This is a genomic window from Pseudidiomarina tainanensis (assembly GCF_900115255.1).
In the GTDB taxonomy this organism is placed as follows: Bacteria; Pseudomonadota; Gammaproteobacteria; order Enterobacterales; family Alteromonadaceae; genus Pseudidiomarina; species Pseudidiomarina tainanensis.
Map to the genome: position 1 here is coordinate 599,520 of NZ_FOYU01000001.1, position 24,454 is coordinate 623,973.

Sequence of the window (24,454 nt, forward strand, 5' to 3'; positions counted from 1 at the left end):
AAAAGCGTTTCGAATCAACTCACTTCGTAGTAGCGTACCGGTTGCTGTTGTTCGGCTACCGCATCAGAAATCACCGCTTCATGTACATCATCACTATAATCTTCATGTGCAAGCGGCTTTAAGCCTAAACGCTCAAACAAAGCGAGGTCACGATTGGTTTCTGGGTTGGCAGTGGTCAGCAAACGTTCGCCGTAGAATATAGAGTTGGCACCTGCCATAAAACATAACGCTTGTAACTGGTCATTCATAGATTCTCGGCCAGCTGACAAGCGCACGAAGCTTTGCGGCATTAAGATTCTCGCAACGGCGATTGTTCGTACAAACTCAAACGGATCAAGATCATCAAGTTCAGCGAATGGTGTGCCCTGCACTTTCACCAACATATTCACTGGAACACTCTCTGGGTGTTGCGGTAAATTGGCTAGTTGTGCCAACAAACTCGCGCGATCGCGACGGCTTTCGCCCATACCAACAATACCGCCAGCACATACCTTCATGCCCGCATCGCGTACATTTTGTAGTGTCGAAAGCCTATCCGCGTAGGTACGCGTGGAGATAATTTCGCCATAAAATTCAGGTGATGTATCGAGGTTGTGGTTGTAATAATCGAGACCAGCTTGTTTTAGAGCTTGAGCCTGTTGCGGACTCAACATACCTAATGTCATACAAGTTTCTAAACCAAGCTCTTTCACGCCTTTAACCATTTCAATCACATACGGCATATCGCGATCTTTTGGATTACGCCAGGCGGCCCCCATGCAGAAGCGACTAGCCCCCTGCGCTTTCGCTGCACGCGCTTCTTCGAGAACTTTTTCGACCGCCATTAAGCGCTCTTTATCAACGTCAGTTCGATAATGCGCACTCTGTGGGCAATATTTGCAGTCTTCTGGGCAAGCGCCAGTTTTAATCGATAGCAAGGTACTTACTTGCACAGCGTTGGCATCGAAGTTAGCACGATGAACTTGTTGCGCTTGAAACAGCAAATCGTTAAACGGAAGTGCGAAAAGTGCCTCGATTTCATTGAGTTGCCAGTCATGGCGGATGACAGCCGACATAAGTTGATCCTTGGTATATCGTTTAATGAGAGTAATTTGATATTGCACAGGGTACGGAGTTTACCTAGACTGTCAACTTTATTCGGCTTGATATAATTACAATCGGTTATTATTTAATCAATGATTACAAATAGCGACTTGCAGTTTGATCGCCAACACATCTGGCACCCCTACACTTCCTTTAATGAACCGCTGCCGGTGTATCCGGTTGTTGCCGCTGAAGGCTGTGAATTAATCCTTAATGATGGTACGCGATTGATTGACGGTATGTCGTCTTGGTGGGCCGCCATTCATGGCTATAACCACCCACAACTCAACCAAGCGGCAACTGAGCAACTGGCAAAAATGAGTCATGTCATGTTTGGCGGTATTACGCATGAACCAGCAATTCGGTTATCACAGAAGCTGGTAGAGCTAACGCCTGCGGGATTAAATCGTGTATTTCTCGCCGATTCAGGCTCTGTTTCCATTGAAGTCGCCATTAAAATGGCCGTGCAATATTGGTTTAGTCGCGATCGACCGAACAAGAATAAAATGGCGACCATCCGCGGTGGTTATCACGGCGATACCTTCGCCGCTATGTCGGTCTGCGATCCGGTTAACGGCATGCATAGTCTATTTAAAGGAAGTTTACGTGAGCAATTGTTCGCCCCTGTCCCTGACATCACGCCAACACAATCATGGCATGCCAAGCACTTAGCGTCACTAGCACAGCTTTTAGAGCAGCATCAACATGAACTCGCCGCATTAATTCTTGAGCCCATCGTGCAAGGTGCTGGGGGGATGCGTTTTTATCACCCTGAATACCTGCGTGGAGCACGCCAACTTTGCGATCAACATAACGTGTTATTAATCGCCGATGAAATTGCTACAGGATTTGGTCGCACCGGCGAATTATTTGCCTGCAATCACGCCAACATCACACCAGATATTATGTGTTTGGGCAAAGCATTAACTGGCGGTTATCTGACCCAAGCAGCTGTACTGTGTCGTGATGAAGTTGCCGACACCATCAGCCAGGGCCCTGCCGGCGGTGCGTTTATGCATGGACCAACCTTTATGGGTAATCCACTGGCCTGCGCAATTGCCTGTGCGAGTATTGATTTATTGCTTGATAGTGCTTGGCAACAGCGTGTTGCTGATATTCACGTACAACTACAGGCTGAACTGAAACCGGCACAACAATTACCAAACGTTGCCGATGTTCGATGTTTTGGGGCTATTGGCGTCATTGAGATGAAGCACTCCGTCAACGTTGCCGAAGCACAGCGACTTTGCGTGCAACACGATGTGTGGATACGGCCGTTTGGGAAATTAATTTATGTCATGCCACCATTTGTCATTCGTCCCGATCAACTCAGTAAAATAACCCAAACCATGTGTTTACTGGCGGCTTCAGTGTGATTTTCTCTTGAGTCTGGCGCAAAGCAAGGTAACATATCAGCCTATTTTATTCTTATACCTTAACTAACGGAGTTTGTAGGCCCATGTCCTTCGCTACAATTGTCGATGTTTTATCGGGAAAAGTTGCCGTTGGTGATGAAGTAACTGTACGCGGTTGGGTTCGTACCCGTCGCGATTCAAAAGCAGGCATTTCATTTATCAACGTGCATGATGGTTCGTGTTTTGACGCTATTCAGGCGGTCGTACCGAATAATCTCGATAATTATGACAATGAGGTTCTCAAACTAACCACAGGTTGCAGTGTTGCTGTCACCGGCGTGGTTGCTGAAAACGCTGGCAAAGGTCAAAACTTCGAGATCCAAGCGACAGCAGTTCATGTGTTTGGCTTTGTTGAGGATCCTGACACCTATCCGATGTCGCCGAAACCACATTCAATGGAATATCTGCGTGAATTCGCGCATTTGCGCCCGCGTACCAATATTACTGGTGCCGTTATGCGAGTGCGTAACTGTTTATCGCAAGCGCTGCATCGCTTCTTCCATGAGCGTGGGTATTTGTGGGTCGCAACCCCAATTATTACAGCATCAGACGCTGAGGGCGCAGGTGAAATGTTCCGCGTATCCACGCTGGATTTAATGAACCTGCCGCACACAGATAATGGCGGTATCGATTTCAGCAAAGACTTTTTTGGTAAAGAAGCCTTTTTAACGGTTTCAGGCCAGTTGAATGGTGAAACTTACGCTTGTGCACTTTCCAAAATTTACACCTTTGGTCCGACCTTCCGTGCTGAGAATTCCAATACAAGTCGCCACTTGGCTGAGTTTTGGATGGTGGAACCTGAAGTCGCATTTGCTGACTTAAATGATATCGCCTACTTAGCCGAAGACATGCTGAAATACTGTATCAATGCCGTTCTCAAAGAACGCGCCGACGATATGGCATTTTTCCAACAGCGTGTGGATAAAGGCGTGTTAGATCGCCTCAATCATGTGGTCAGCAACAAGTTTGTGCACATGGATTACACGGATGCTGTGGAAATCTTGCAAAACTGCGGCAAGAAATTCGAATACCCGGTTGAATGGGGTATGGATTTGCAGTCTGAGCACGAGCGTTACCTCGCTGAAGAGCATGTTGGTGCGCCGGTTGTGCTGAAAAACTATCCGAAAGACATTAAAGCCTTCTACATGCGTCAAAACGACGACGGTAAAACGGTCGCAGCAATGGACGTGTTGGCGCCAGGCATTGGTGAAATCATCGGTGGTAGTGCGCGTGAAGAACGTTTAGAGCGCTTAGATGCACGTATGCACGAGCTTGGCTTGCCAACCGAAGATTACGGTTGGTACCGCGATTTACGTCGTTACGGTACCGTGCCACACGCAGGTTTCGGGTTAGGTTTTGAGCGCTTGGTCACCTATGTAACCGGTATGGGCAACATCCGCGATGTAATCCCGTTCCCACGAGCACCAAAAACTGCTGACTTCTAAATAGCGAAGTCAATCAATCCCGCTACATAAAAACCAGCCGTTGCGGCTGGTTTTTTAGTTTTGTTTGCACTGTGTTAAAACGCCAAACCGAGGACTTCCCTAAGCCCAATATTGAACTTTATCAGCCAGCTCTTTGTTTGGTTTGATCGGCGTTGGCACCGCGGGTGTTCCGACATACAAGAAACCAACGATGGCATCTTCTTCACGCAGGCCAAGCTCCGCTTTTACAAAATCCGATTCGGCCAACCATCCAGTGCGCCAAATAGCACCTAAGCCCTGCGCAAATGCAGCTTGTTGTAGTAACAAAGTTGCGCAAGCAGCACTGGCAAATTGTTCATCGCGCGGTACTTTTTCATGCGCTTGATATTTCATTGCTACGGCAATTAGCATGGGCGCACGTAACGGCAACTGACTTGCCTGAACACATTGCGCTTCGGCTTGCCCCTGCGCGGCGGCGGCTCGTTGAAATATCTCGCCTAATTGCTGCCGTTGCTCATCTTTAAATACAATGAAGTGATACGGCATCAATGCCATATGGTCAGGTGCGCGCGCTGCTGCTTGTAACATTAATTGAAATTGTGCATCACTAGGGCCAGGCTCGATTAACCGTGGCATAGAAGAGCGTGTTGTTAAAAGTTCTAATGCCTGCATAACATCCTCAAAAGGTGAGATTTGACTATCGCGTCAAAGGTTTCGATAGCTTAGCAAATGATCACGCTCTGTTACATTGTCTTACTAGTTTCTCAGTGATTTCTGCGGTAATCTCCTTGCATCGTTACTTAATTTGGGATTGTTTTATATGAGCGGGATCGCTTCAGTCTTCAAAAAACTCTTTAGTCTCATCAACGTCATTCGCAAAATCATTGTGAATATCGTTTTCTTCTTAATTTTATTGATTTTCATCGGTCTATTTGCCGCTGAAGAAGAGCCAATTCAAGTTCCTGAGAACGGTGTGCTGGTGTTAAACCTCAATGGAGCCTTGGTTGAAGAAAAAACCTGGGTAGACCCAGTCGATGCTTTCTTTGATGAAATGTTAGGCGGCAGTGGTCAGCCAGCAGAAGTTCTTTTAAGCGATGCCGTAACAGCCATTGAGCAAGCAGCGACAGACGAGCGCATTAGTGGGATTCAATTAAATCTCGGCCGCTTTACTGGCGGCGGTTTGAACAAGATGAACGTGCTTGGTGAGGCACTTGTCGCATTTCGTGAAAGCGGTAAGCCGGTCGTAACTTATGCCGATGCATACAGTCAAGATCAGTACTACATTGCCGCTCACTCTGATAAAATCTACTTAAACCCGCTCGGCATGATGATGTTTGAAGGTTACGGTTCATATCGTCTGTACTTCAAAGAGCTATTGGAGAAGCTGAAAGTTAGCACGCATGTCTTTAAAGTTGGTGCCTATAAGTCAGCTGTAGAACCTTACACGCGCAATGACATGTCTGCTGAAGCTCGTGAAGCTAACAAAGTTCTGTACGATGAGCTTTGGCAAACCTATGTCACTGATATCGCGGCCCTACGCGAGTTAGATCCACGTGTGCTGTCTGGTGAGATGGATGAGTTTTTAGCTACTGTTGCAGAAAACAATAATGATTTCGCGCAAATGGCCGTAGGTACAGGGCTTGTCACCGATTTGTATTCACGCGAACAATTCCGCCAAGAAATGATCACCTTAACCGGTCTTGATGATGAAGAAAAAAGTTGGCGCCAGATTGATCATGACGATTATTTGGAATCACTCAACGGTCATGCATATGAAGAAGAGACCAAAGAGCGTGATAATATCGCCATAGTCGTTGCCCGTGGTGTGATTGTTGACGGCCACCAGAAAGCCGGCATGATTGGTGGTGATAGTACCGCTGAACTATTACGCAAAGCGCGTTTAGACGATCAAGTTAAAGCTGTAGTGTTACGCATTGATAGTCCAGGTGGCAGTGGCTTCGCCTCGGAAGTAATTCGTCAAGAAGTGCTTGAGTTACAAAAAGCTGGTAAGCCGGTTATTGCATCTATGAGTAGTGTTGCGGCATCCGGTGGCTATTGGATTGCGGCAAGCGCCGATGAAATTTGGGCCGCTCCAGAAACCATTACGGGTTCAATTGGCGTGTTCGGTATGTTCTTCACCTTTGAGAATTCATTGGCTGAAATTGGTGTGTATAACGATGGTTATCACACCACTAACCTGCCTGTACTCGACGTAACGCGAGGTTTAGATGAAGGTGGTAAACAAGTTGTTCAAATGAGCATCGAGAAGTTCTACCGTGACTTTGTGAGCATGGTTGCTGATAGTCGCGATATGACTTACGACGAAGTTCATGCAGTGGCTCAAGGTCGTGTATGGACTGGCAGTCAGGCACAGCAATTTGGTTTAGTTGATCAACTTGGTGGGCTTGACGATGCCATTCGAGCTGCGGCACAAAAAGCTGATGTCGTTGAATACGACGTTGAAGTGATTGAAGCTGATTTGTCAGCTCGTGACAAGTTCATGCGTGATTTATTCGGTCAAGCGAGCGCATGGGTACCAGCTTCTGTATTTGAAAAAAATCACTCGCCAATCGAAATGGAATTGCAACGCGTGTGGCAGGAAGTTAAATTACTGGATAAATTTAACGACCCGAACGGTGTGTATGCACTGTGCGAACTTTGCCCACTGCAGTGATTCATGACTAAAAAACGTATTTATGTTGCCTACACAGGCGGAACAATTGGTATGCAAAAATCGACACAGGGTTACATCCCTGTGTCGGGCTTTTTAACCGAATGTGTCAAACGCATGCCCGAGTTTTATCGGGAAGAAATGCCAGAATTTACTATTCACGAATATGACCCGCTGATGGATTCCTCCGATATGTCGCCTGCCGACTGGCAACACATCGCTGAAGATATCCAGAATAACTATAACGACTACGATGGTTTTGTGATCTTACATGGTACCGATACCATGGCTTATACGGCCTCAGCTTTGTCGTTCATGTTTGAAAATTTAGCGAAACCAGTAATTATAACGGGATCGCAAATTCCATTGGCGGCATTGCGTTCCGATGGGCAAACGAACCTGTTGAACGCGCTCTATATTGCCGCAAATTACCCTATTCATGAAGTCAGCTTGTTTTTTAATAACACGCTTTATCGCGGTAACCGAGCGACTAAAGCTGATGCCAATGGTTTTAATGCATTCGCCTCGCCTAACTTCGCACCGTTGCTTAAGGCAGGGATTCAGATTACCGTGGACGCTGGCACTATAAAAGAAAATGGTCGGGAACCACTTCGGCTCACGTCAGTGACGCCGCAAGCAATTGGTGTCGTCACCTTGTATCCGGGTATCTCGGCAGCAATTTTCGATAATATGCTCCAGCAACCGGTCAAAGCGTTAATAATGCAAAGTTACGGGGTCGGTAATGCTCCGCAAGACCCACAACTATTGGCTAGCTTACAACGTGCTATCGAACAAGGTACGGTTGTCCTCAATTGCACGCAGTGCTTTAAAGGCAAAGTGAATATGGGCGGTTACGCAACGGGTAACGCGCTTGCACAAGTTGGTGTCGTAAGTGGCCACGATATGACCATTGAAGCAGCACTGACAAAATTACATTATTTGTTGTCACAGAATTTATCGCAGCGTGAAATAAGTAATCTCCTTGAAACTAACTTACGTGGTGAACTCACCGCGTAAGTAAAACAACCACAGAACAACAAGAATAAAAATATGGCTCTTAAATCTCCCGCTTTTTCGTCTCGTATCGGTTTTATTTTAGCTGCGGCAGGCTCCGCAGTGGGTGTCGGTAACATTTGGGGTTTTCCCACACAAGCTGCGCAAAACGGCGGCGGTGCCTTTCTTTTAGTCTATTTACTCATGGTCGCCCTACTCGCTTATCCTATGCTGGTTGCCGAGTTGACCATCGGCCGTATGCGGCAACGTAACCCAGTTGAAGCCTTGCGCTCGTTAAGCGAAAAACCGTTTTGGCGCGGCTTTGGTGCTTTCACCGGTATTGTTGGTCTCGTTGTCTTGTCACTTATTCTAAGTTTTTATGGCATCGTTTCCGGCTGGCTCTTAGCCTTTATGTTTGCGCCATTGGCTGAATTACTTGGCTTTCATAGCGCGGCAACTTGGTTAACTGAATTCAGCGTTGAACGCAATTTGATCATGATGGTGTTGTTCCTCGTGCTCACCATTCATGTTGTTCGTTCTGGCGTAACCGATGGTATTGAGCGCTGGTCACGTCGCCTCATGCCATTATTATTTGTACTCTTGATTGCCATGGCGCTGTACATTCTCACCCTGCCGGGTGCCATTGATGGCTTAAAAATGTATCTCACCCCTGACTTTGAGCAAGTGACCAACCCCAATCTTGTTATTCGTGCCATGGGCCAAGCATTCTTCTCATTGTCGCTCGGCGTTTGTTGCATGATGACGTACGGCGCCTATCTGTCAAAAGATGAGCATTTACCTAAAACCGCTGGTTGGGTTGCTGGTTTAGATACCTCCGTTGCTTTTTTAGCAGGCCTACTGATTCTGCCAGCGATGTTCGCAGCACAAGAGCTCGGTGTTGTGATTTATGATCAGGCCGGCCAATTATTGTCCAGCGACACGTTAGTTTTTAATGTGTTACCAGCCATGTTTGAATCCATGGGCCAAGCTGGGTTATGGGTTGGCTTAACCTTTTTTGCGCTCATGGTGATTGCAGCAATTACTTCATCAATTTCTATGCTTGAAGCACCGGTAAACGCACTCGTTGAAGAAACAGGTCAATCACGTTCACAAATGGTTTGGGTAGTTGGCGCAACAATTGGTCTAATCTCAGCCATTATTATTTACAACTTCTCTAGCTTATTTGGTGCAGTTGTGACTTTTACAACGGTTTACATGCAACCATTGTTAGCACTTGTATTTGGTTTGTTACTCACCTGGATTTTGCGCCAACACTTTTTGTTGAAAGCACTTCAAGAAGGCGCACCAGAAATTGACAAAACTTGGTTCTGGAAAATTTGGCCATGGTACGTCAAATTTATCTGTCCAATTTTGATTTTACTGGTTATCTGGCGCGGTTAAATCAAGCTAATCACTTGTTTTTATTAACTAAATTTCAGGCAAAAAAATGCTCGGGACGAATCCAAGTTGTCCCGAGCTTAGGGGAATGGCTCAAGGGATTGAGCCGTGCGCTAACTCGATAAATTTCGAGGGTAAGATTTAGTTTAGATGGTTATTTTAAAAATGCGAATTTTTTGTGTAAAAAACGTACAAATTTATGTTCGCACTCGCTTGAATAACGAATAAAAGTTATGCGTGGTGACTTCCGCTACTTCAGCTAAGCTAACACCTTTCACATCTGCGACACATTTTGCCACTTCAGTCACAAAGGCCGGCTGGTTTTCTTTACCTCGATGGGGTACCGGAGCCAGCCATGGACTATCTGTTTCAATGAGCAGCCGCTCCAGTGGCAAGGCTTTCACCACATCGCGTAATTCAGTCGCATTGCGAAATGATGCGATACCAGAAATCGAAATATAAAAATCAAGTTGCTCAATTGCTTGCTGCGCCATTTCTAACGATTCGGTGAAGCAATGCAACACACCACCGCAGCGATCAGCATGCCCTTCTCGTAACATCGCAATGGTGTCATCACGTGCATCACGGGTATGAATAATCAATGGCTTGTCTAGCTCATTGGCAAGATCAATATGAAAAGCAAAGCTCTCTTGTTGAACTGGGCGACTCTCTGGATCGTAATAATAGTCCAAGCCTGTTTCACCAATGGCTACTACTTCAGGTAAAGCAGCCCACTCTTTCAGTTGCTGCTTCGCAAGCGGATGCTTGGCAACATACAGCGGATGCACACCACAAGAAATACTAATATCGCTATAGCCTGAAACAAGTTCACGCATGGCGGGAAAGTCATCGAGCGTAACACCAATACATAACATGTGCTCGACTTTGGCAGCGCGTGCGGCCTCGACTATCGCCGCGAACTCGCCGTTAAAATTTGCTAAATCAATTTTATCAAGATGGCAGTGGGAATCGACAAACACAACAACTCCAAACTTTAAGGTTGCTTACATCGTGGCGGTTGGTGTGCCAGTGTTGCCGATAGCGGCTAGCTTAGATTCAATCATGTTCTTTAACATGGCCTTATCATCTATAAATTGGACACCAACGCCCTGTTGTTCGGGACGGCCAGGCTTAGAGGGAGCTAACCAGACAACTTTACATTTCACCAAAACGGAGTTTTGCTCGCCAAATAAACGCACTTCCAGTAAGAATGCATCACCAATTTTTAACGGTTCATCGGTGGTTAAAAATAATCCACCGCCCTTAATAAACGGCATATAATAGCGACGTAATTGCGCTTCAGTTCCTAGCACAATGCGTTTTTTCGGTAACTCTGCTTCAGCGTCAGCTGCTACGGTCTTTGTTTCCATTGTAACCACTGTTGTTGTAATAATAATGGTAGGTTTAAGCCGGACTGTTCACGTGTAATTTTGCGCAAATTGTAACATAAAGCCAGCCAACCGTTTAATCTTGTAACAGATATCTGCTCGCGTTGCAGCCATTGTTCCGCCACCTGCGTGAGCTGCGGATAATGTAAGCGTTGTTGTGCCACGCGTTGGCGAATACGAATGAGCTCTTGTAACCAAGCCAACGACGCTTCCAGCCACTGTTGTACGTCGTCCTTTTTCGGTTGCGGCCATGGCCTATTCTGAATTGTGGCAGATGCGAGCTCCGTAACAAAATCCGCCGGATCAGCGAAGTTACCCTTCAAAGCTGCTAAGGCCGTTAATGGCGCTCCCGGAAATTGTTGGCTTCGCACACGCTCCGCTTCGGTTAGTGAGCGTCCTAATTGCTGAGTAAGCCAACTTTGAGTGGTTGCTTGGTTTGGTTCAGAAAACGTATGTAATCGCATTCGGCTGCGCAATGTCGGTAGTAAATCACTGGTTCGCTCTGGGCTTAAGATTAAGTAGGTATTAGCGCTTGGTTCTTCTAAAGTTTTCAGCAATGCGTTGGCGGCTTCTGTCGTCATACGCTGCGCATCTTTAATCCAAGCCACTTTGCTGCCGTGCTGACTCGCAGTTTGTTGCAACTGTTGCGTTAACTCGCGAATTTTATCAACGCCAATAGCGCGATTATCCTCACTCGCTACTTCATAATAATCAGGATGAGTTCCGGCTGCCATGAGCAAACAGCTTTTACATTTGCCACAAGCTTGCTGGCTTGGCTCTATACACAGCAAAAACTTAACCAAAGTTTCTGTATACGTTGGCGCACCTAAACCGATTCGATTTGGCAGGCAATGTGCATGACCAAAGCGTTGGTTGTTATAATCCGCGACCAGTTGCCGCCACGGTTCGCGTAACCAAGGTAAACTCATATTTTATCCATACTCATGAAACAAATTTTGTTCAAGCTGATTCAATAAGTCTCGGTGCACGTCTGCCATGGTCTGATTGCTATCAACAACACAAATGTTTGGCTCGGTTTGCGCAATCTCTAGATAGCGCTCGCGTGTCCGCTCAAAAAAAGCTAGGTCTTCTTGTTCAATTCGATCAAGCTCGCCGCGCTCGCGCGCACGTTGCAAACCTTGCTTCGGATCAACATCCAACAGTAACGTCAAATCTGGCACAAAACTACCAAGCACCAATTGTCTCAGCGTGGTAAGTTTTTCATCACCAAGTTGGCGACCACCACCCTGATAAGCCCGTGAAGATAAGTCGTGACGATCTGCAATGACCCATTTGCCCTGCTTCAATGCTGGCTTTATCACGTTTTCGACGAGTTGAGCGCGGCTGGCGTACATTAGCAAAAGCTCAGTTTCGGCAGTTAAACGCTCTTCCCAGTCTTGCTTTACCAGATCCCGAATCGCCTCTGCCAATGGTGTTCCGCCTGGCTCGCGAACGGTTTGAGTCACAATACCTTTTGCATTCAAATGAGCAACAACACTGGCAATTGCTGAACTTTTGCCGGCGCCTTCTAGACCTTCAATGACAATAAATTTGCCCAGTGGCATTAACCTTGATTCCTTTGGTAACGATTCACCGCGCGATTGTGCTCCGCCAGCGTTTTGGAAAAAACATGCCCGCCAGAACCATCCGCGACAAAATAATAATAATCAGTTTCAGCAGGGTGCGCGGCAGCTACCAGACTCTCGCGACTCGGCATGGCAATTGGCGTTGGCGGTAACCCATTTATTCGATAGGTATTAAATTCGGTTACCTCGCGCAAGTGCGCGCGCGTCAAATTGCCGTCGAAATTCTCAATGCCATAAATTGTTGTCGGATCAGACTGCAAACGCATGCCTTTGCGTAAGCGATTAACGAAAACCGAACTCACTTTACTGCGCTCACCACCTATACCTGTCTCTTTTTCAATTATAGAAGCCATAATAAGCAACTCGTAAGGCTTTTCATAGGGTAAATCTCGACTTCGTTGCGCCCAAATTTCTGTCAGTTCGGAGGCCATACGCGTGTATGATTTCACTAGTATTTCCATGGCCTTAGTACCCGCCATATATTTATAAGTATCGGGAAATAGTAATCCCTCAAACGATTGGTGCGTAGTTCCTAACCGTTGGTTTAACGCCTTTGTAATCGTGTCTTGCTCCGCGTTCATTGCGGCTAGTGTGAGGTACTGTGAACTAGCAAGAATCTTCAACCATTGCGCAAACGTTTGCCCCTCAACTAACGTCACCTGAAATAGGTATTGTTCGCCCTGACGAAGTTTACGCCAAATGTTGGCGACACTGTCCTGTGGCTGAATCTCGTAAAAACCCGCTTGCAAGTGCTGCGGCACATCAAATACACGACTCGCAATATAAACCGGCGTAACCGAAATCGCCGCACCTTGCGTATTAAGCTGCTCAAGAATCGTACGCGCGTGCATGCCGCGTTTGACTTCAAATACCAATGGCTGGGATAAATTTAAAGGTTGTTGTAATTGCTGATAGCTATACCATAATCCGGTCGCAATAACGCCAGCGAAAACAATACTTAAGCTCAAGAAGATTTGGATAAAACGTTTAAATACCACGTGTTAACAACCTCTGGTAATACTTGCTGCGGTAATTGCCGTGCGCCTATCTGACCGATTGGGCGTGGACCTAAAACAGTATTACACAAAAAAGCCTGTTCAGCCGATACTAAATCGTCCCAAACCGCTATTGAGGGTATCGCATTAGGCAGCACCGCAGCACAGATTTCTGCTTGCATAATGCCGGCGATGCCGGCGTTTTTTAACTGCGGAATCCGCCAGTTAGCGCCATCATACCAGAATAAATTGCTACTGATCGCCTCTACAATGTGAAGGTGATTATCGCAGACAATTAAATCATCAACGTGACGTTCCAGACGTTCTTGAGCGAGCAACACTTGTTCAAGACGATTTAACGTCTTCAGGCCAGCAAGGCGTGGTTGCATAGCCAATTGCAACTCAGCTTGGTCAACCAATAGAGTGTTCGGCTGCCATTCAGGCAAGCTGGCGGTGGTGACATACCAGTTAACAGGTGCCGCAGGTGATGGTGCATAGCCACGATTGCTAAAGCCACGGGTGATGATGATTTTCACGACGCAATTGGGCTGTTGTTGGCGAATGGATGCCAGTAGTTCTTCAACTTGGTCTCGTACAGGCATCGCCATCGCTAGGCGTTGACTCGCTTCCGTTAACCGTTGCCAATGACGCGGCCAAAATTCCAGTTGGCCGTGGCGAATAACAAGTGTAGTGAAGTGTCCGTCGCCAAATTGTAGGCCACGATCTAGATTAGGTTGGGTAAGGGGTTGACCGTTGTACCACATACAAAAAAGGGCGGAATTTTCATTCCGCCCTTCTCGTTATCACTGCTTAGTCGTTTGAGTGGTTTTTAACGTACTCAATCGCTGCTTCAACAGTTCTGATTTTCTCAGCTTCTTCGTCTGGAATCTCAGTTTCAAATTCTTCTTCGAGAGCCATTACTAACTCTACGATATCAAGTGAATCTGCACCTAGGTCATTTTCAAAAGAAGCTTCTGGTTTCACTTCTTCTTCTTTAACACCTAGTTGTTCAACGATGATTTTTTTAACGCGTTCTTCAATAGTGCTCATTGTATATATGTCCCTTGATTTTAGGTCATGAGTTCAAAATTGGGCTTAGTGTAGTGAAAGCGACGACAATAATAAAGTAAAAAATGGTCCAACCTTGACAGGTCATACCCCTTGGCTAGTCAGCCTCGGTAAATATTGTCGTCTATTCCACTTATACCATGGCCATTCCGCCATTAACGTGAATGGTTTCGCCCGTAATATACGCTGCCCCTGGCGATGCTAAAAACACCACAGCGGCCGCAATTTCATCAGGTTGTCCTAAGCGTGCTGCCGGAATATTGGCAAAAATCGCTTGTTTTTGATCTTCTGTCAACGCTTTGGTCATATCAGTATCGATAAAACCTGGCGCAACGCAGTTCACGGTTATACCGCGCGCCGCAATTTCCTTTGCTAAGGCTTTGGTAAATCCTGCTAATCCAGCTTTGGCTGCACAATAGTTAGTCTGCCCAGGATTACCGGTAGTTCCCACGACCGATGAAATATTGATGATTCGTCCTTGACGACGCTTCATCATGCCGCGCATCACACCCTTACATAAACGATAAACCGACTTAAGGTTGGTGTCCATGACACTATCCCACTCGTCATCCTTCATGCGCATCAACAAATTGTCGCGGGTGATACCAGCATTATTCACTAAAATATCGAGTTGTCCGTAAGTATCGTCAACATGCTTTAATACCGCAGCGACACTTTCTTCGTCAGTGACATTTAGTGCGAACCCAGTGCCATTGACACCCAAGTAATCACTAATCGCCTGAGCACCACTTTCAGTTGTCGCAGTGCCAACTACTTTTACACCACGCGCAACAAGCTGTTGCGCAATCGCTTTACCAATCCCGCGGCTCGCACCGGTAACTAAAGCGACTTGGCCTTCAAGATTCATTAAATCAGTCATATTATTTCCTTGCTGCAATTGCGTCGACCGTATTCACGGCATCGCCTTGAATTGCTTTATCAATGCGCTTTGTTAGCCCAGTTAATACTTTACCTGGACCAATTTCATACATCTCTGTCACACCCTGGCTCGCTAAATACTGAACGGTTTCGGTCCAGCGAACCGGTGAGTACAATTGACGTACCAATGCATCCCGAATTTCGGACGCTTCACGCGGCGCTGTAACATCCACATTATTTACCACTGGCACTTGTGGTGTATTGACGGTTAACTTACCAAGCTCTACTGCGAGTTGCTCGGCTGCAGGCTGCATCAAAGAACAATGCGACGGCACGCTTACCGGTAATGGTAACGCTCGCTTTGCTCCAGCTTTAATACACGCATCGCCAGCACGTTCTACGGCTGCTTTGTGGCCAGCTATAACCACTTGTCCTGGCGAGTTATAATTCACCGCCGAGACTACCTCGTCAGCGGCCGCTTCGGCACAAGCTTGCTCAACTAATTTGTCGTCCAAGCCAATAATCGCAGCCATAGCGCCAACGCCGGCAGGTACAGCGCTTTGCATAAACTCACCACGCTTTGCAACTAACGCAACAGCGTCTTCAAACGCTAATGCTCCGGCACAAACCAGCGCAGAGTATTCACCTAAGCTATGCCCAGCCATCCATTCAGGCGCTGGTACACCAGCCTGCTCTAGCACACGATACAATGCCACACTTGCAGTTAGTAACGCAGGCTGCGTACGGTGCGTTTCATTCAGTTGTTCTGCTGGTCCATCTTGCACCAACTGCCACAAGTCGTAGCCTAATACTTTGCTCGCTTGGGCGAAAGTTTCTTCAACGACCGGATACTCCGCGGCAACGTCTGCCAACATACCAACGGTTTGTGAACCTTGCCCTGGAAATACATAAGCTCGCATGAATGCTTCCTTATTAATAATCGATCAGTGCAGAGCCCCAGGCGAATCCACCGCCAAAGGCTTCGAGTAATAATTTTTGTCCACGTTGAATACGACCATCACGAATCGCAACATCAAGTGCTATCGGCACCGACGCTGCCGACGTATTGCCGGTGTATTCTAACGTGGTAATAACTTGCTCCATCGGCATTTTCAGCTTCTTTGCAGTTGCTTTAATAATGCGCAAATTAGCTTGATGTGGCACGAGCCAATCAAGATCAGCCGCCTGCATGTTATTGGCCGCTAACGTATCAACCACCAACTCACTGAGTTTGCTCACCGCAACTTTAAATACTTCGTTGCCTTTCATGTACATCCACGCTTCACCGAGCTGCTCAGGTGAATGACGCGACAAATGATTGACGCCGAGTAAATCAGCGAATTCCCCAGCACTATTTAAATGCGTTGACATAATACCCGCGCGGTCACTCGCTTCGAGCACTACAGCTCCAGCCCCATCACCAAATAATACGAGCGTATTACGATCATCCGGATGACACAAACGTGACAAGACGTCGGTTCCAATCACCAATACCTTTTCATACATACCGTTACGGATATATTGATCAGCAACACTTAAGGCAAAAATAAAACCCGAACACGCCGCCGCGACATCAAACGCTGGCATCGTATTTTCAGTAAGCGCGGCTTGAATTTCGCAAGCAACACTTGGAAAAGCGCGCTCACCTGAAGTTGTTGCAACAATAATTAAATCGAGATCGTCGGCTTTGATGTTTGCTGACTGCAATGCTTGGCGAGCCGCAGCCACGCCCATGGTTACCGCATTTTCTGTCGGTTCCGCAATGCGTCGCTCATGAATTCCGGTACGCTCAACAATCCAATCATGGCTGGTGTCGACACGCTGTTCTAGCATGGTATTCGTCAGGCGCTGAGCCGGTAAATAATGGCCAGTTCCTGCAATAACTGATGGCATAATAACGTTTATTCCTGCTCTAACAGAACTTGTTCTACTCGGTCACGAATTCGTGTAGGTAGATCGCGTTGAGTTTCTTCCACAGCTTGCTCAATTGCACTAAAAAACGCTCGTGCATTGGCATCGCCATGGCTTTTTATAACTACTCCACGCAATCCTATCAAACTCGCGCCGTTGTAGTGGTCGGGCTTCAGCCAATCCCACGAGCGTTGTAAACGTTGATAGAAAAGTTTCACAAACCATCGGGTCATCCAATGGGCATGAATATTTGCTTTGATATTATTCAGTAACAGGTCGGCTAACCCTTCACAACTTTTGAGCGCGATATTGCCAACAAAACCATCGCAAACAATAACGTCGGCTTTGCCAGCGAATAAATCATCGCCTTCAATAAAGCCAATATAATTGATTTGTTTCGACTGCTGGAGCAAGGCGGCAGTTGCTTTGACGGCATCGTTGCCTTTAATTTCTTCTTCGCCCATGTTCAGCAAAGCCACTCGTGGTTTCGCAATCCCCAATACTTCTTGCGCCGCAACAGAGCCCATCACGCCGAATTGAAATAAGGTATCCGAATCACATACTGGGTTTGCGCCAAGATCGAGAACAAATGCCGAACCGCCCTGTTGTTGCGGAATAGCCGACATGAGTGCCGGACGTAATACACCGGGTAACGTTTTGAGGGTGAAATACGCTTTGGTCATGAGCGCCCCGGTATTTCCCGCACTGACACAAGCTGCAGCTTCTTCTGCCGCAACAAGCTCAAGCGCAACACGCATCGATGAATCTGGTTTCGCGCGCAACGAATAGCCCGGTTTATCCGTCATTGTGACGGTTTGACTCGCGTGTTTTAAGGTAATACGGGAATGCTTAGCTAACTTAGCTTGGCTAAGTAGAGGAAGAAGTTCTTCTTCGTCGCCAACGAGCATGAACTGCACGTCAGGAAATGCATCTAACGCCCTTTGCAGGGCGTCTATAACAATTGAGGGGCCATGATCGCCCCCCATTGCGTCAAGTGCCAGAGTTGTCAGTGTGGCCATTGCCTCACTTCCAGTGCTGGTTACTTGTTAATTACTTTACGGCCTTTATAGAAACCATCAGCTGTTACATGGTGACGACGGTGCGTTTCACCAGAGGTAGAATCAACCGACAGTGTAGGGCCGCTCAGTGCATCGTGAGAACGACGCATGTCGCGCTTAGAACGACTTTTCCGATTCTGTTGTACAGCCATTTACGCTATCTCCTAAGTTTATTTACGCTTTAATTCTTGCAATACCGCAAAAGGATTATCCTTTGTTTCCGGTGTATCATCAATGACACCCCATTGCATTGCATTACTATCTACCCGACATTCGCGCTCGTCGTGTTTAACCACCACTGGCATCGCCAATATCAGCTCATCTTCTACTAGTGCATGCAGATTAACTTCGCCAAGTTCATCCAGCTCAATCGGTTCGTATTCCTCTGGCATATCGGTGGCCGTTTGTCTTCGCGTTAACGGAGCATAAATAAATGTGCTCTGTAACGGAACTGTCATCGGGTCGCCACAGCGCTCGCAACTTGCCTGCACAGTAACCTGTGCTTCGCCACGAATGCGTTTAATGCCCTGCTCATCTGTATCAAAGCTAAGTGATACATCAATATCAGGACATGCTTCCACTAACAGCTCTTGCAAACGAACAAGCGACTTCCCCGGAACTAATCCGATATAAGTCAATTGCTTGCCGGCACTTTTAACCGGATCTACCGTAATCGGTACTCGAACCTTCTGCATAGGGCGCGAATGTTAAAGGATTAAGAGACTGAACACAAGTGGTTTTATTGGCTTTGCTCGCTGTTTTCGTCCAGTAGCGGATTAATTCCCCAGTTCCGTAACATTGCTAGCAACCGAATTAACGGTAACCCCACTAACGTGTTTGGATCATCGCCATGTAACCTTGAAAATAAACTAATACCGAGGGCTTCACTTTTAAAACTCCCCGCGCAGTTAAGCGGTTGCTCACGTTGCACGTAGGCTTCAATTTCTGCGTCAGTGATATCACGAAACGTGACATAAAACGGTTCCACCGCAGCTTGCAACTTATCTTCAGCACTATTGTACACGGCTAAACCAGTCAAAAATGTTACCGTTTTACCACGCATCGCTTGCAGTTGCTGTTGTGCCTTTTCAGTGGAGCCAGGTTTACCCAAAATAACGTCATCAACTACCGCAACTTGATCAGAGCCAACTAAAACGTGCGCTGGATATTCTTTTGCTAGTGCTTTGGCCTTGGCAACAGCCAAGCGTTCTACTAACTGCTCAGGCGATTCATTCGGCTCTGGTGTTTCATCCACAAGTGGCGCTGCAACGGTAAAATTTTGCACCACTTTTTTCAGCAATTCGCGACGAAACGGTGATGTCGAGGCTAATACTATCGATACGCTCATAGGTTTCTCTTTGATTCCTAGTTACCGTGTTTGGGTTACACGTAATGATTCAATTCGCTGAGCTGGTCAATAATCGCTACCGGTTGATGCCCAGTCAAACGAGCCGCATCATGGGCGCCGAAACTTACACCAATACGCGCCATCTTGGCATTTTCGGCCATCCGCATATCATGTACCGAGTCGCCTACCATCACGGCCTGTTCAGCTTTAAAGCCGGTTTCGGCAAGAATGTCCAATAGCATCTTTGGATTTGGTTTAGATGCGGTTTCATCCGCACAGCGCGAGGTGTGGAATAAATGACGAATGTCGGCTTCTTCCCAAACTCGTTCTAAACCATGACGTGCCTTACCGGTTGCCACTGCCAGCGTATAACCACGTTCACGTAGTGATTCCAACAAACTGCGAGCACCATTAAACAATGGTGAAGGCGTGATATCATCATGCACGTATTGCTGACGGTATACTGTCATAAATTGCTCGAACTGCGCAGCCGACAAGCGACCAAACAAGGTCTCGATTGCCGGCTCTAAACTGATGCCGATAATCTCACGAACCGCGGTCACCGAAGGTTGCGGCAACTGTAAAATAGCCGCAGTGCGTTGCATTGACGATACAATACGCCCCACTGAATCCATCAAGGTGCCATCCCAATCAAAAATAACCAGTGGATACTTCATATAAACTGCCGTCCACCTAACTTTTTCAAAGTATTTCGCAAGGCTTCATCAAGCGGTGCATTCACCGTAATATCTTTACCAGTTTGCGGATGTTTAAATGTGAGTTTGTGTGCGTGTAAAAACAAACGATTCAAGCCAACTTGTTGCATCGCCAGATCAAACTCGCTGTCACCGTACTTCGGATCACCGGCAATCGGATGTCCTGCATGCAACGCATGCACCCGTATCTGGTGAGTTCTACCAGTAATTGGTGCGGCTTCAACTAGTGTGCATTGAGTAAACTGTTCGACAATTCGGAATCGTGTTTCCGACGGTTTACCTTCAGCATCCACGCGTACCACCCGCTCACCCGACTTCAGCGTATTTTTCAGTAACGGTGCGGCAATCAATTTTACATGCTTTTGCCAATGCCCACGCACGAGTGCAAGGTACTGCTTGTCCATTGTTTTACTGCGTAATTGTTCGTGCAAACTACGCAGCGCTGAACGCCGCTTAGCAATCAAAATACAACCACTGGTTTCACGGTCCAGGCGATGGACTAGTTCCATTTGTTTCGCATCAGGTCGCAGTGCACGTAAACTTTCAATTAATCCAAATTGCAGCCCCGAGCCGCCATGTACAGCCAAGCCAGCAGGCTTGTTCATTACCATCAACACGTCGTCTTCGTACAAAATTTGGTGCTGTAAGGCCTGCACTTGATCAAGGTTCGCGGATGGTAACGGATTCGACTCAGCCACCCGCACCGGCGGAATACGAATAACATCGCCAACCTGAAGTTTATATTCAGGTTTGACGCGTTTTTTATTTACCCGCACTTCGCCTTTGCGCAAAATGCGGTACACCAACGACTTGGGTACGCCTTTTAGCTGCGCAAGTAAATAATTGTCGATGCGTTGGTCTTGATAGCCAGATTCGACCGTCTGAAAACGCACACCTTGTGAAATAGTTGTTTGTTCGCTCATAGGCCGCGGATTTTAGCATGAGCTCTTGACAATGTTCATCTTGTATTTACACCGATTTTCGTGGGATAATCACGCACCGGAAAAATCCGCACCGGTTAAACAGAGAGCGGTACATCATAAGCAGCTTGAAAAAGCTGGCGTTGGTGCAAGAACAGAAAAAAATTTAACGCGTGGTTTGAGCGGAAAGCATCGCTGCCAATTCATCCACCTCAGCTTACGAAAGTTCGTTCATGTAAAACGGCATCGAGAAGTTGATGGCACGGAATATCGTTGGCTCATCTTCACCGAATAGTGTTTTGAAGATTGATTGAGTGCACCGCCTGTTATAAATCAAACCAAATTGAAGAACCAATGCTGCAACGCAGTATGGCCTTTACAAGCGCATTTCGGCTTGGTAACAAATTGCAAGTCTCACGTTTATACCATGTAGTCGTAAAACGGGGGATGTTAGGTGTTAGTTAGTAACCCTAATAGAAAACAATTCAATCTCGAAATAGCGATGGCGAACGCCTGTCGTACTGTGTTGTAGCCCGACATAACGAGCTACATACAATGAAAAGAATGTTAATTAATGCAACGCAGCAAGAAGAATTGCGCGTTGCGCTGGTCGATGGCCAGCGTCTTTATGATCTGGATATTGAAAGCCCAGGCCATGAACAAAAGAAAGCGAATATCTACAAGGGTAAAATTACCCGCATCGAACCAAGCTTAGAAGCAGCATTTGTTGACTATGGCGCAGAACGCCATGGCTTCCTTCCCCTCAAAGAAATTGCAAAAACCTACTTCCCTGATGGCTACTCCTTTTCAGGTCGTCCGAATATCAAAGATGTTATTTCTGAAGGCCAAGAAGTCATTGTTCAAATCGATAAAGAAGAACGCGGTCAAAAAGGCGCTGCGTTAACCACGTTTATCTCACTAGCAGGCAGTTATTTGGTATTAATGCCGAACAACCCACGTGCGGGTGGCATTTCGCGTCGAATTGAAGGCGAAGAGCGTAGTGAATTAAAAGCGACATTAGATGCACTTAATTTGCCAAGCAGCATGGGGCTGATCGTCCGTACCGCTGGTGTTGGCAAATCGCAAGAAGAATTAGAATGGGATCTCAACGTACTGTTGCACCATTGGGATGCAATCGAAAAGGCAGCAAACTCGCGTCAAGCACCGTTTTTAATCCATCAAGAAAGTAACGTTGTATTCCGCGCAATTCGTGATTACCTGCGTCGTGATATCGGTGAAGTGCTGATTGATAACCAGAAAGTTTTTGATCAAGTACGAGATCACGTAACCTTGATTCGTCCTGACTTTGTCAATCGCGTTAAAATCTACCAAGGTGATGTGCCGCTATTCAATCACTACCAAATTGAAAGCCAAATTGAATCAGCATTTCAACGCGAAGTACGTTTACCGTCGGGTGGCTCGATTGTTATTGACCCGACCGAAGCACTAACCTCAATCGATATCAACTCGGCGCGGGCAACCAAAGGCGGTGATATTGAAGAAACTGCGTTTCAAACAAACTTAGAAGCAGCCGAAGAAATCGCGCGCCAGTTACGATTACGCGACGTTGGCGGCTTAGTGGTTATCGATTTTATTGATATGACCCCTACCCGTCATCAACGCGAAGTTGAGAACCGCTTGCGTGATAGCCTGAAACAAGACCGCGCTCGCATCCAAGTGGCTCGTATTTCACGTTTTGGTTTGTTAGAAATGTCACGCCAACGTTTGCGTCCTTCACTCGGTGAAGCCTCGAATCATGTGTGCCCACGTTGTAGCGGTCATGGCACCATTCGCTCTGCTGAGTCGCTTGCGCTGTCTATTTTACGCCTTATCGAAGAAGAAGCGTTGAAAGACAATACTATTCAGGTTCAAGCACAGGTTCCGGTAACCGTAGCTACCTATTTACTGAATGAGAAGCGCCAATCGATTTTTGATATCGAGAAGCGTCATAATGTTTCTGTACTCGTTATTCCAAATCCGCATCTCGAAACACCACATTTTGATGTGAAACGTCTGCGTAACGACGAAGTCGATGAAGCAAATAGCTTCACGTTGATTGAGAAGCCAGAAGATACCAGTACTGAAATTGTCCTAAATAAAGACAAGCCAAGTTTTGAAGAGCCAGCGCTAAAAGGTCTACAAGCACCGGCTGCACCAGCGCCTACACCAGCAGCTAAACCTGTTGCGAAGGCCGATGCCGGCCCAGGTTTGTTTGCTCGTTTAGGCAAGTGGCTAGCAGGCTTATTTAGTAGCGACGATGACAGCAAAGATTCTGACAAGAATAAGAAATCGAATCAGCAACGTCGTAATAATAACCAACGCCGTAACAATCGTGGTAATAATCGCCGCCGTGGTAACAACCGTGGTCGCGGCCGCGAGCAAGATAAAGACAGCAATGCTCCGGAAGCGACGAAAGCGACTGATAACAAACCGGCGAATAAAGACGATCAGAAAGAGCAACGCAATGAGCGCGGCGGTCGTCGTCGCGGTGGCCGTAATCGCAATAAGCAAAACGCTGAGCAAGATAATAATGTGGCAGCGAAAGCCGCGGACGCGAAAAGTGCTGATACACCAACAGAAGAACGTAAAGCAACACCAAAACCGCGTCGCCAACGTCGCAAATTGGATCAATCAGTACGCTTAACTGGTGAAAACGCAAACGAGCAAGCGGTTGCGCAAGAGCCTGTAGTAGAGCAACAGAAAGCACAGCAACAGGAATCGGCTGCGACGGAAACAGATGTATCAGCAACAACACCAAAAGATGCAACTGGTACTGAAGTTGAAAGCAAAGCAACTGCTGAGGCTACCAACAAGAATGTCACAGAAGAAGTAACAAACAACGTTGAATCAAACACTGATGAGAGCAACACAACTAGCCGTGGTCGTAACCGTAGCCGTCGTTCACCGCGCCATCAAAGGGCCGCAGGTCAACGTCGCAAAGCTGAGCAAGATAATGCAGAAGCAACCGACGTTGTCACCGAAGAAGCTGTAACCGAAACCAAACAGGCTGAACAAGCAGAACCTGTTGACGTTGTTTCAGCTGAACCTGAAGTGTCTGCACCAGCTGCAGTAGCTGAGGCTGAAGAGACCATGCCGGCAGTTGCGACCGAGTCCACCGACAACGTACCGGAGGCCGAGGTTAAAGCGAATGAAGAGCAAACTGAAGTTACCACCAAAGCAGAAGTGACTGAGAAAGCAGAAGTGACTGAGAAAGCAGAGGTAAATACCGAAGTTAAAGTTGAAACTGAAGCGAATGAAGCACCAGAAGCAGTCGCTTCTGCGCTGGCACCAAGCGTTAGTGAACAACCGACTAAAGTAGCTAAGCCGAAAGCATCTAAAACCACACAAGCAGTACGCGGGCATGTGACTTCGGCACCAATGGCCAAAGCCAGTGCGGTGCAGCGCACCGATAGCTTCACGCCATTAGCAGCTGCTGCCGCTGATGTTCGCCTGCCATTTAATAAAGATGCGCGCGCGGCAAGCTTTGCTGAAGCACGTTCAACAACCTATGCGGAAATGACGAAAACTCAATAATTGGCTTTTCATCATCACCCAATAAAAAATCCCAGCTTATGCTGGGATTTTTTTATTTCGCTCACTT

General features: G+C 46.9%; 24 protein-coding genes. 6 read left to right on the plus strand and 18 right to left on the minus strand.

The annotated features are described in order from the left end of the window. Positions 1-14: 14 nt before the first annotated feature. Positions 15-1,055, minus strand: a complete 1,041-nt coding sequence (bioB, locus tag BM292_RS02860) for a biotin synthase BioB (protein ID WP_092855074.1) — start codon at positions 1,053-1,055, stop codon at positions 15-17. 120 nt (positions 1,056-1,175) lie between these two features. Here bioB and bioA point away from each other — a divergent pair, with 120 nt between their 5' ends. Together bioA and asnS are read left to right on the plus strand one after the other, a co-directional pair. Then, complete coding sequence (bioA, locus tag BM292_RS02865; RefSeq protein ID WP_092855076.1) at positions 1,176-2,459, plus strand: adenosylmethionine--8-amino-7-oxononanoate transaminase; 1,284 nt, start codon at positions 1,176-1,178, stop codon at positions 2,457-2,459. 83 nt (positions 2,460-2,542) lie between these two features. Beyond that, positions 2,543-3,943: an asparagine--tRNA ligase gene (gene asnS / locus BM292_RS02870; RefSeq protein ID WP_092855078.1), complete on the plus strand. Its 1,401-nt coding sequence runs from the start codon at positions 2,543-2,545 to the stop codon at positions 3,941-3,943. Positions 3,944-4,042: 99 nt separating this feature from the next. Here asnS and BM292_RS02875 read toward each other — a convergent pair whose 3' ends face one another. After that, positions 4,043-4,594 carry a nitroreductase family protein gene (locus BM292_RS02875; protein WP_092855080.1) on the minus strand — a complete coding sequence of 184 codons (552 nt, stop codon included), beginning with the start codon at positions 4,592-4,594 and terminating at the stop codon, positions 4,043-4,045. A 148-nt stretch (positions 4,595-4,742) separates the two neighbouring features. Here BM292_RS02875 and sppA point away from each other — a divergent pair, with 148 nt between their 5' ends. From sppA to BM292_RS02890, 3 genes are read left to right on the plus strand one after another with little or no spacing between them, the layout of a single operon-like run. Then, positions 4,743-6,596 carry a signal peptide peptidase SppA gene (gene sppA, locus BM292_RS02880; protein WP_092855082.1) on the plus strand — a complete coding sequence of 618 codons (1,854 nt, stop codon included), beginning with the start codon at positions 4,743-4,745 and terminating at the stop codon, positions 6,594-6,596. A gap of 3 nt (positions 6,597-6,599) precedes the next feature. After that, positions 6,600-7,610 carry an asparaginase gene (ansA, locus tag BM292_RS02885; RefSeq protein ID WP_092855084.1) on the plus strand — a complete coding sequence of 337 codons (1,011 nt, stop codon included), beginning with the start codon at positions 6,600-6,602 and terminating at the stop codon, positions 7,608-7,610. 33 nt (positions 7,611-7,643) lie between these two features. Continuing rightward, on the plus strand, positions 7,644-8,987 hold the full coding sequence (locus BM292_RS02890; protein WP_092855086.1) for a sodium-dependent transporter: 1,344 nt from the start codon (positions 7,644-7,646) through the stop codon (positions 8,985-8,987). A gap of 194 nt (positions 8,988-9,181) precedes the next feature. On the opposite strand, the gene BM292_RS02895 is transcribed toward BM292_RS02890, so the two are convergent. From BM292_RS02895 to rluC, 16 genes are all read right to left on the minus strand, one after another. Then, positions 9,182-9,964: a TatD family hydrolase gene (locus BM292_RS02895; protein ID WP_092855088.1), complete on the minus strand. Its 783-nt coding sequence runs from the start codon at positions 9,962-9,964 to the stop codon at positions 9,182-9,184. A gap of 24 nt (positions 9,965-9,988) precedes the next feature. Further along, positions 9,989-10,354 carry a PilZ domain-containing protein gene (locus tag BM292_RS02900; RefSeq protein ID WP_092855090.1) on the minus strand — a complete coding sequence of 122 codons (366 nt, stop codon included), beginning with the start codon at positions 10,352-10,354 and terminating at the stop codon, positions 9,989-9,991. Next, the gene (locus BM292_RS02905; protein WP_092855092.1) at positions 10,336-11,301 is read right to left on the minus strand and encodes a DNA polymerase III delta subunit-related protein; all 966 of its coding nucleotides are present in this window, start codon (positions 11,299-11,301) and stop codon (positions 10,336-10,338) included. The genes BM292_RS02900 and BM292_RS02905 overlap by 19 nt, the downstream gene beginning before the upstream one ends. Positions 11,302-11,304: 3 nt before the next feature. Then, entirely contained in the window at positions 11,305-11,937 is a 633-nt protein-coding gene (gene tmk, locus BM292_RS02910) for a dTMP kinase (RefSeq protein ID WP_092855094.1), read from the minus strand. Further along, positions 11,937-12,956 (minus strand): endolytic transglycosylase MltG, encoded by a 1,020-nt coding sequence (gene mltG, locus BM292_RS02915; protein WP_092855096.1) that lies wholly within the window; start codon positions 12,954-12,956, stop codon positions 11,937-11,939. The genes tmk and mltG overlap by 1 nt, the downstream gene beginning before the upstream one ends. Continuing rightward, a complete protein-coding gene (gene pabC, locus BM292_RS02920; protein WP_092855098.1) occupies positions 12,923-13,717 on the minus strand; it encodes an aminodeoxychorismate lyase in 795 nt (264 codons plus the stop codon). Before pabC ends, mltG begins: the two co-directional genes overlap by 34 nt. A 46-nt stretch (positions 13,718-13,763) precedes the next feature. After that, positions 13,764-14,003 (minus strand): acyl carrier protein, encoded by a 240-nt coding sequence (acpP, locus tag BM292_RS02925; RefSeq protein ID WP_092855100.1) that lies wholly within the window; start codon positions 14,001-14,003, stop codon positions 13,764-13,766. A 151-nt stretch (positions 14,004-14,154) separates the two neighbouring features. Further along, positions 14,155-14,901, minus strand: coding sequence for a 3-oxoacyl-ACP reductase FabG (gene fabG, locus BM292_RS02930; RefSeq protein ID WP_092855102.1), 747 nt, complete (start codon positions 14,899-14,901; stop codon positions 14,155-14,157). Between the two features lies 1 nt (position 14,902). Next, positions 14,903-15,820 (minus strand): ACP S-malonyltransferase, encoded by a 918-nt coding sequence (gene fabD, locus BM292_RS02935; protein WP_092855104.1) that lies wholly within the window; start codon positions 15,818-15,820, stop codon positions 14,903-14,905. A gap of 13 nt (positions 15,821-15,833) precedes the next feature. Then, entirely contained in the window at positions 15,834-16,793 is a 960-nt protein-coding gene (locus tag BM292_RS02940; protein ID WP_092855106.1) for a beta-ketoacyl-ACP synthase III, read from the minus strand. Positions 16,794-16,801: 8 nt separating this feature from the next. Beyond that, positions 16,802-17,830 carry a phosphate acyltransferase PlsX gene (gene plsX / locus BM292_RS02945; protein WP_092855108.1) on the minus strand — a complete coding sequence of 343 codons (1,029 nt, stop codon included), beginning with the start codon at positions 17,828-17,830 and terminating at the stop codon, positions 16,802-16,804. A gap of 20 nt (positions 17,831-17,850) precedes the next feature. Then, positions 17,851-18,021, minus strand: coding sequence for a 50S ribosomal protein L32 (rpmF, locus tag BM292_RS02950; RefSeq protein WP_026862145.1), 171 nt, complete (start codon positions 18,019-18,021; stop codon positions 17,851-17,853). 18 nt (positions 18,022-18,039) lie between these two features. After that, positions 18,040-18,564, minus strand: a complete 525-nt coding sequence (gene yceD, locus BM292_RS02955) for a 23S rRNA accumulation protein YceD (protein WP_092855110.1) — start codon at positions 18,562-18,564, stop codon at positions 18,040-18,042. A gap of 44 nt (positions 18,565-18,608) precedes the next feature. Then, a complete protein-coding gene (locus BM292_RS02960) occupies positions 18,609-19,217 on the minus strand; it encodes a Maf family protein (RefSeq protein ID WP_092855112.1) in 609 nt (202 codons plus the stop codon). Positions 19,218-19,252: 35 nt separating this feature from the next. Further along, positions 19,253-19,894: an HAD-IIIA family hydrolase gene (locus BM292_RS02965; RefSeq protein ID WP_092855115.1), complete on the minus strand. Its 642-nt coding sequence runs from the start codon at positions 19,892-19,894 to the stop codon at positions 19,253-19,255. Then, positions 19,891-20,856 (minus strand): 23S rRNA pseudouridine(955/2504/2580) synthase RluC, encoded by a 966-nt coding sequence (gene rluC, locus BM292_RS02970; RefSeq protein ID WP_092855118.1) that lies wholly within the window; start codon positions 20,854-20,856, stop codon positions 19,891-19,893. The genes BM292_RS02965 and rluC overlap by 4 nt, the downstream gene beginning before the upstream one ends. A gap of 552 nt (positions 20,857-21,408) precedes the next feature. On the opposite strand from rluC, the gene rne reads away from it, so the two are divergent. Further along, positions 21,409-24,387, plus strand: a complete 2,979-nt coding sequence (gene rne, locus BM292_RS02980; RefSeq protein ID WP_092855122.1) for a ribonuclease E — start codon at positions 21,409-21,411, stop codon at positions 24,385-24,387. Positions 24,388-24,454 lie beyond the last annotated feature (67 nt).

What these genes read in the sequence shown, in the direction of transcription:
- BM292_RS02960 (WP_092855112.1), bottom strand. Translation starts at nt 19,217, where the DNA reads ATGAGCGTATCGATAGTATTAGCCTCGACATCACCGTTTCGTCGCGAA.
- asnS (WP_092855078.1), top strand. Translation starts at nt 2,543, where the DNA reads ATGTCCTTCGCTACAATTGTCGATGTTTTATCGGGAAAAGTTGCCGTT.
- BM292_RS02900 (WP_092855090.1), bottom strand. Translation starts at nt 10,354, where the DNA reads ATGGAAACAAAGACCGTAGCAGCTGACGCTGAAGCAGAGTTACCGAAA.
- fabG (WP_092855102.1), bottom strand. Translation starts at nt 14,901, where the DNA reads ATGACTGATTTAATGAATCTTGAAGGCCAAGTCGCTTTAGTTACCGGT.
- fabD (WP_092855104.1), bottom strand. Translation starts at nt 15,820, where the DNA reads ATGCGAGCTTATGTATTTCCAGGGCAAGGTTCACAAACCGTTGGTATG.
- BM292_RS02890 (WP_092855086.1), top strand. Translation starts at nt 7,644, where the DNA reads ATGGCTCTTAAATCTCCCGCTTTTTCGTCTCGTATCGGTTTTATTTTA.
- pabC (WP_092855098.1), bottom strand. Translation starts at nt 13,717, where the DNA reads ATGTGGTACAACGGTCAACCCCTTACCCAACCTAATCTAGATCGTGGC.
- acpP (WP_092855100.1), bottom strand. Translation starts at nt 14,003, where the DNA reads ATGAGCACTATTGAAGAACGCGTTAAAAAAATCATCGTTGAACAACTA.
- BM292_RS02875 (WP_092855080.1), bottom strand. Translation starts at nt 4,594, where the DNA reads ATGCAGGCATTAGAACTTTTAACAACACGCTCTTCTATGCCACGGTTA.
- rne (WP_092855122.1), top strand. Translation starts at nt 21,409, where the DNA reads ATGAAAAGAATGTTAATTAATGCAACGCAGCAAGAAGAATTGCGCGTT.
- plsX (WP_092855108.1), bottom strand. Translation starts at nt 17,830, where the DNA reads ATGGCCACACTGACAACTCTGGCACTTGACGCAATGGGGGGCGATCAT.
- BM292_RS02965 (WP_092855115.1), bottom strand. Translation starts at nt 19,894, where the DNA reads ATGAAGTATCCACTGGTTATTTTTGATTGGGATGGCACCTTGATGGAT.
- bioB (WP_092855074.1), bottom strand. Translation starts at nt 1,055, where the DNA reads ATGTCGGCTGTCATCCGCCATGACTGGCAACTCAATGAAATCGAGGCA.
- BM292_RS02940 (WP_092855106.1), bottom strand. Translation starts at nt 16,793, where the DNA reads ATGCCATCAGTTATTGCAGGAACTGGCCATTATTTACCGGCTCAGCGC.
- bioA (WP_092855076.1), top strand. Translation starts at nt 1,176, where the DNA reads ATGATTACAAATAGCGACTTGCAGTTTGATCGCCAACACATCTGGCAC.
- tmk (WP_092855094.1), bottom strand. Translation starts at nt 11,937, where the DNA reads ATGCCACTGGGCAAATTTATTGTCATTGAAGGTCTAGAAGGCGCCGGC.
- sppA (WP_092855082.1), top strand. Translation starts at nt 4,743, where the DNA reads ATGAGCGGGATCGCTTCAGTCTTCAAAAAACTCTTTAGTCTCATCAAC.
- ansA (WP_092855084.1), top strand. Translation starts at nt 6,600, where the DNA reads ATGACTAAAAAACGTATTTATGTTGCCTACACAGGCGGAACAATTGGT.
- rluC (WP_092855118.1), bottom strand. Translation starts at nt 20,856, where the DNA reads ATGAGCGAACAAACAACTATTTCACAAGGTGTGCGTTTTCAGACGGTC.
- rpmF (WP_026862145.1), bottom strand. Translation starts at nt 18,021, where the DNA reads ATGGCTGTACAACAGAATCGGAAAAGTCGTTCTAAGCGCGACATGCGT.
- BM292_RS02905 (WP_092855092.1), bottom strand. Translation starts at nt 11,301, where the DNA reads ATGAGTTTACCTTGGTTACGCGAACCGTGGCGGCAACTGGTCGCGGAT.
- yceD (WP_092855110.1), bottom strand. Translation starts at nt 18,564, where the DNA reads ATGCAGAAGGTTCGAGTACCGATTACGGTAGATCCGGTTAAAAGTGCC.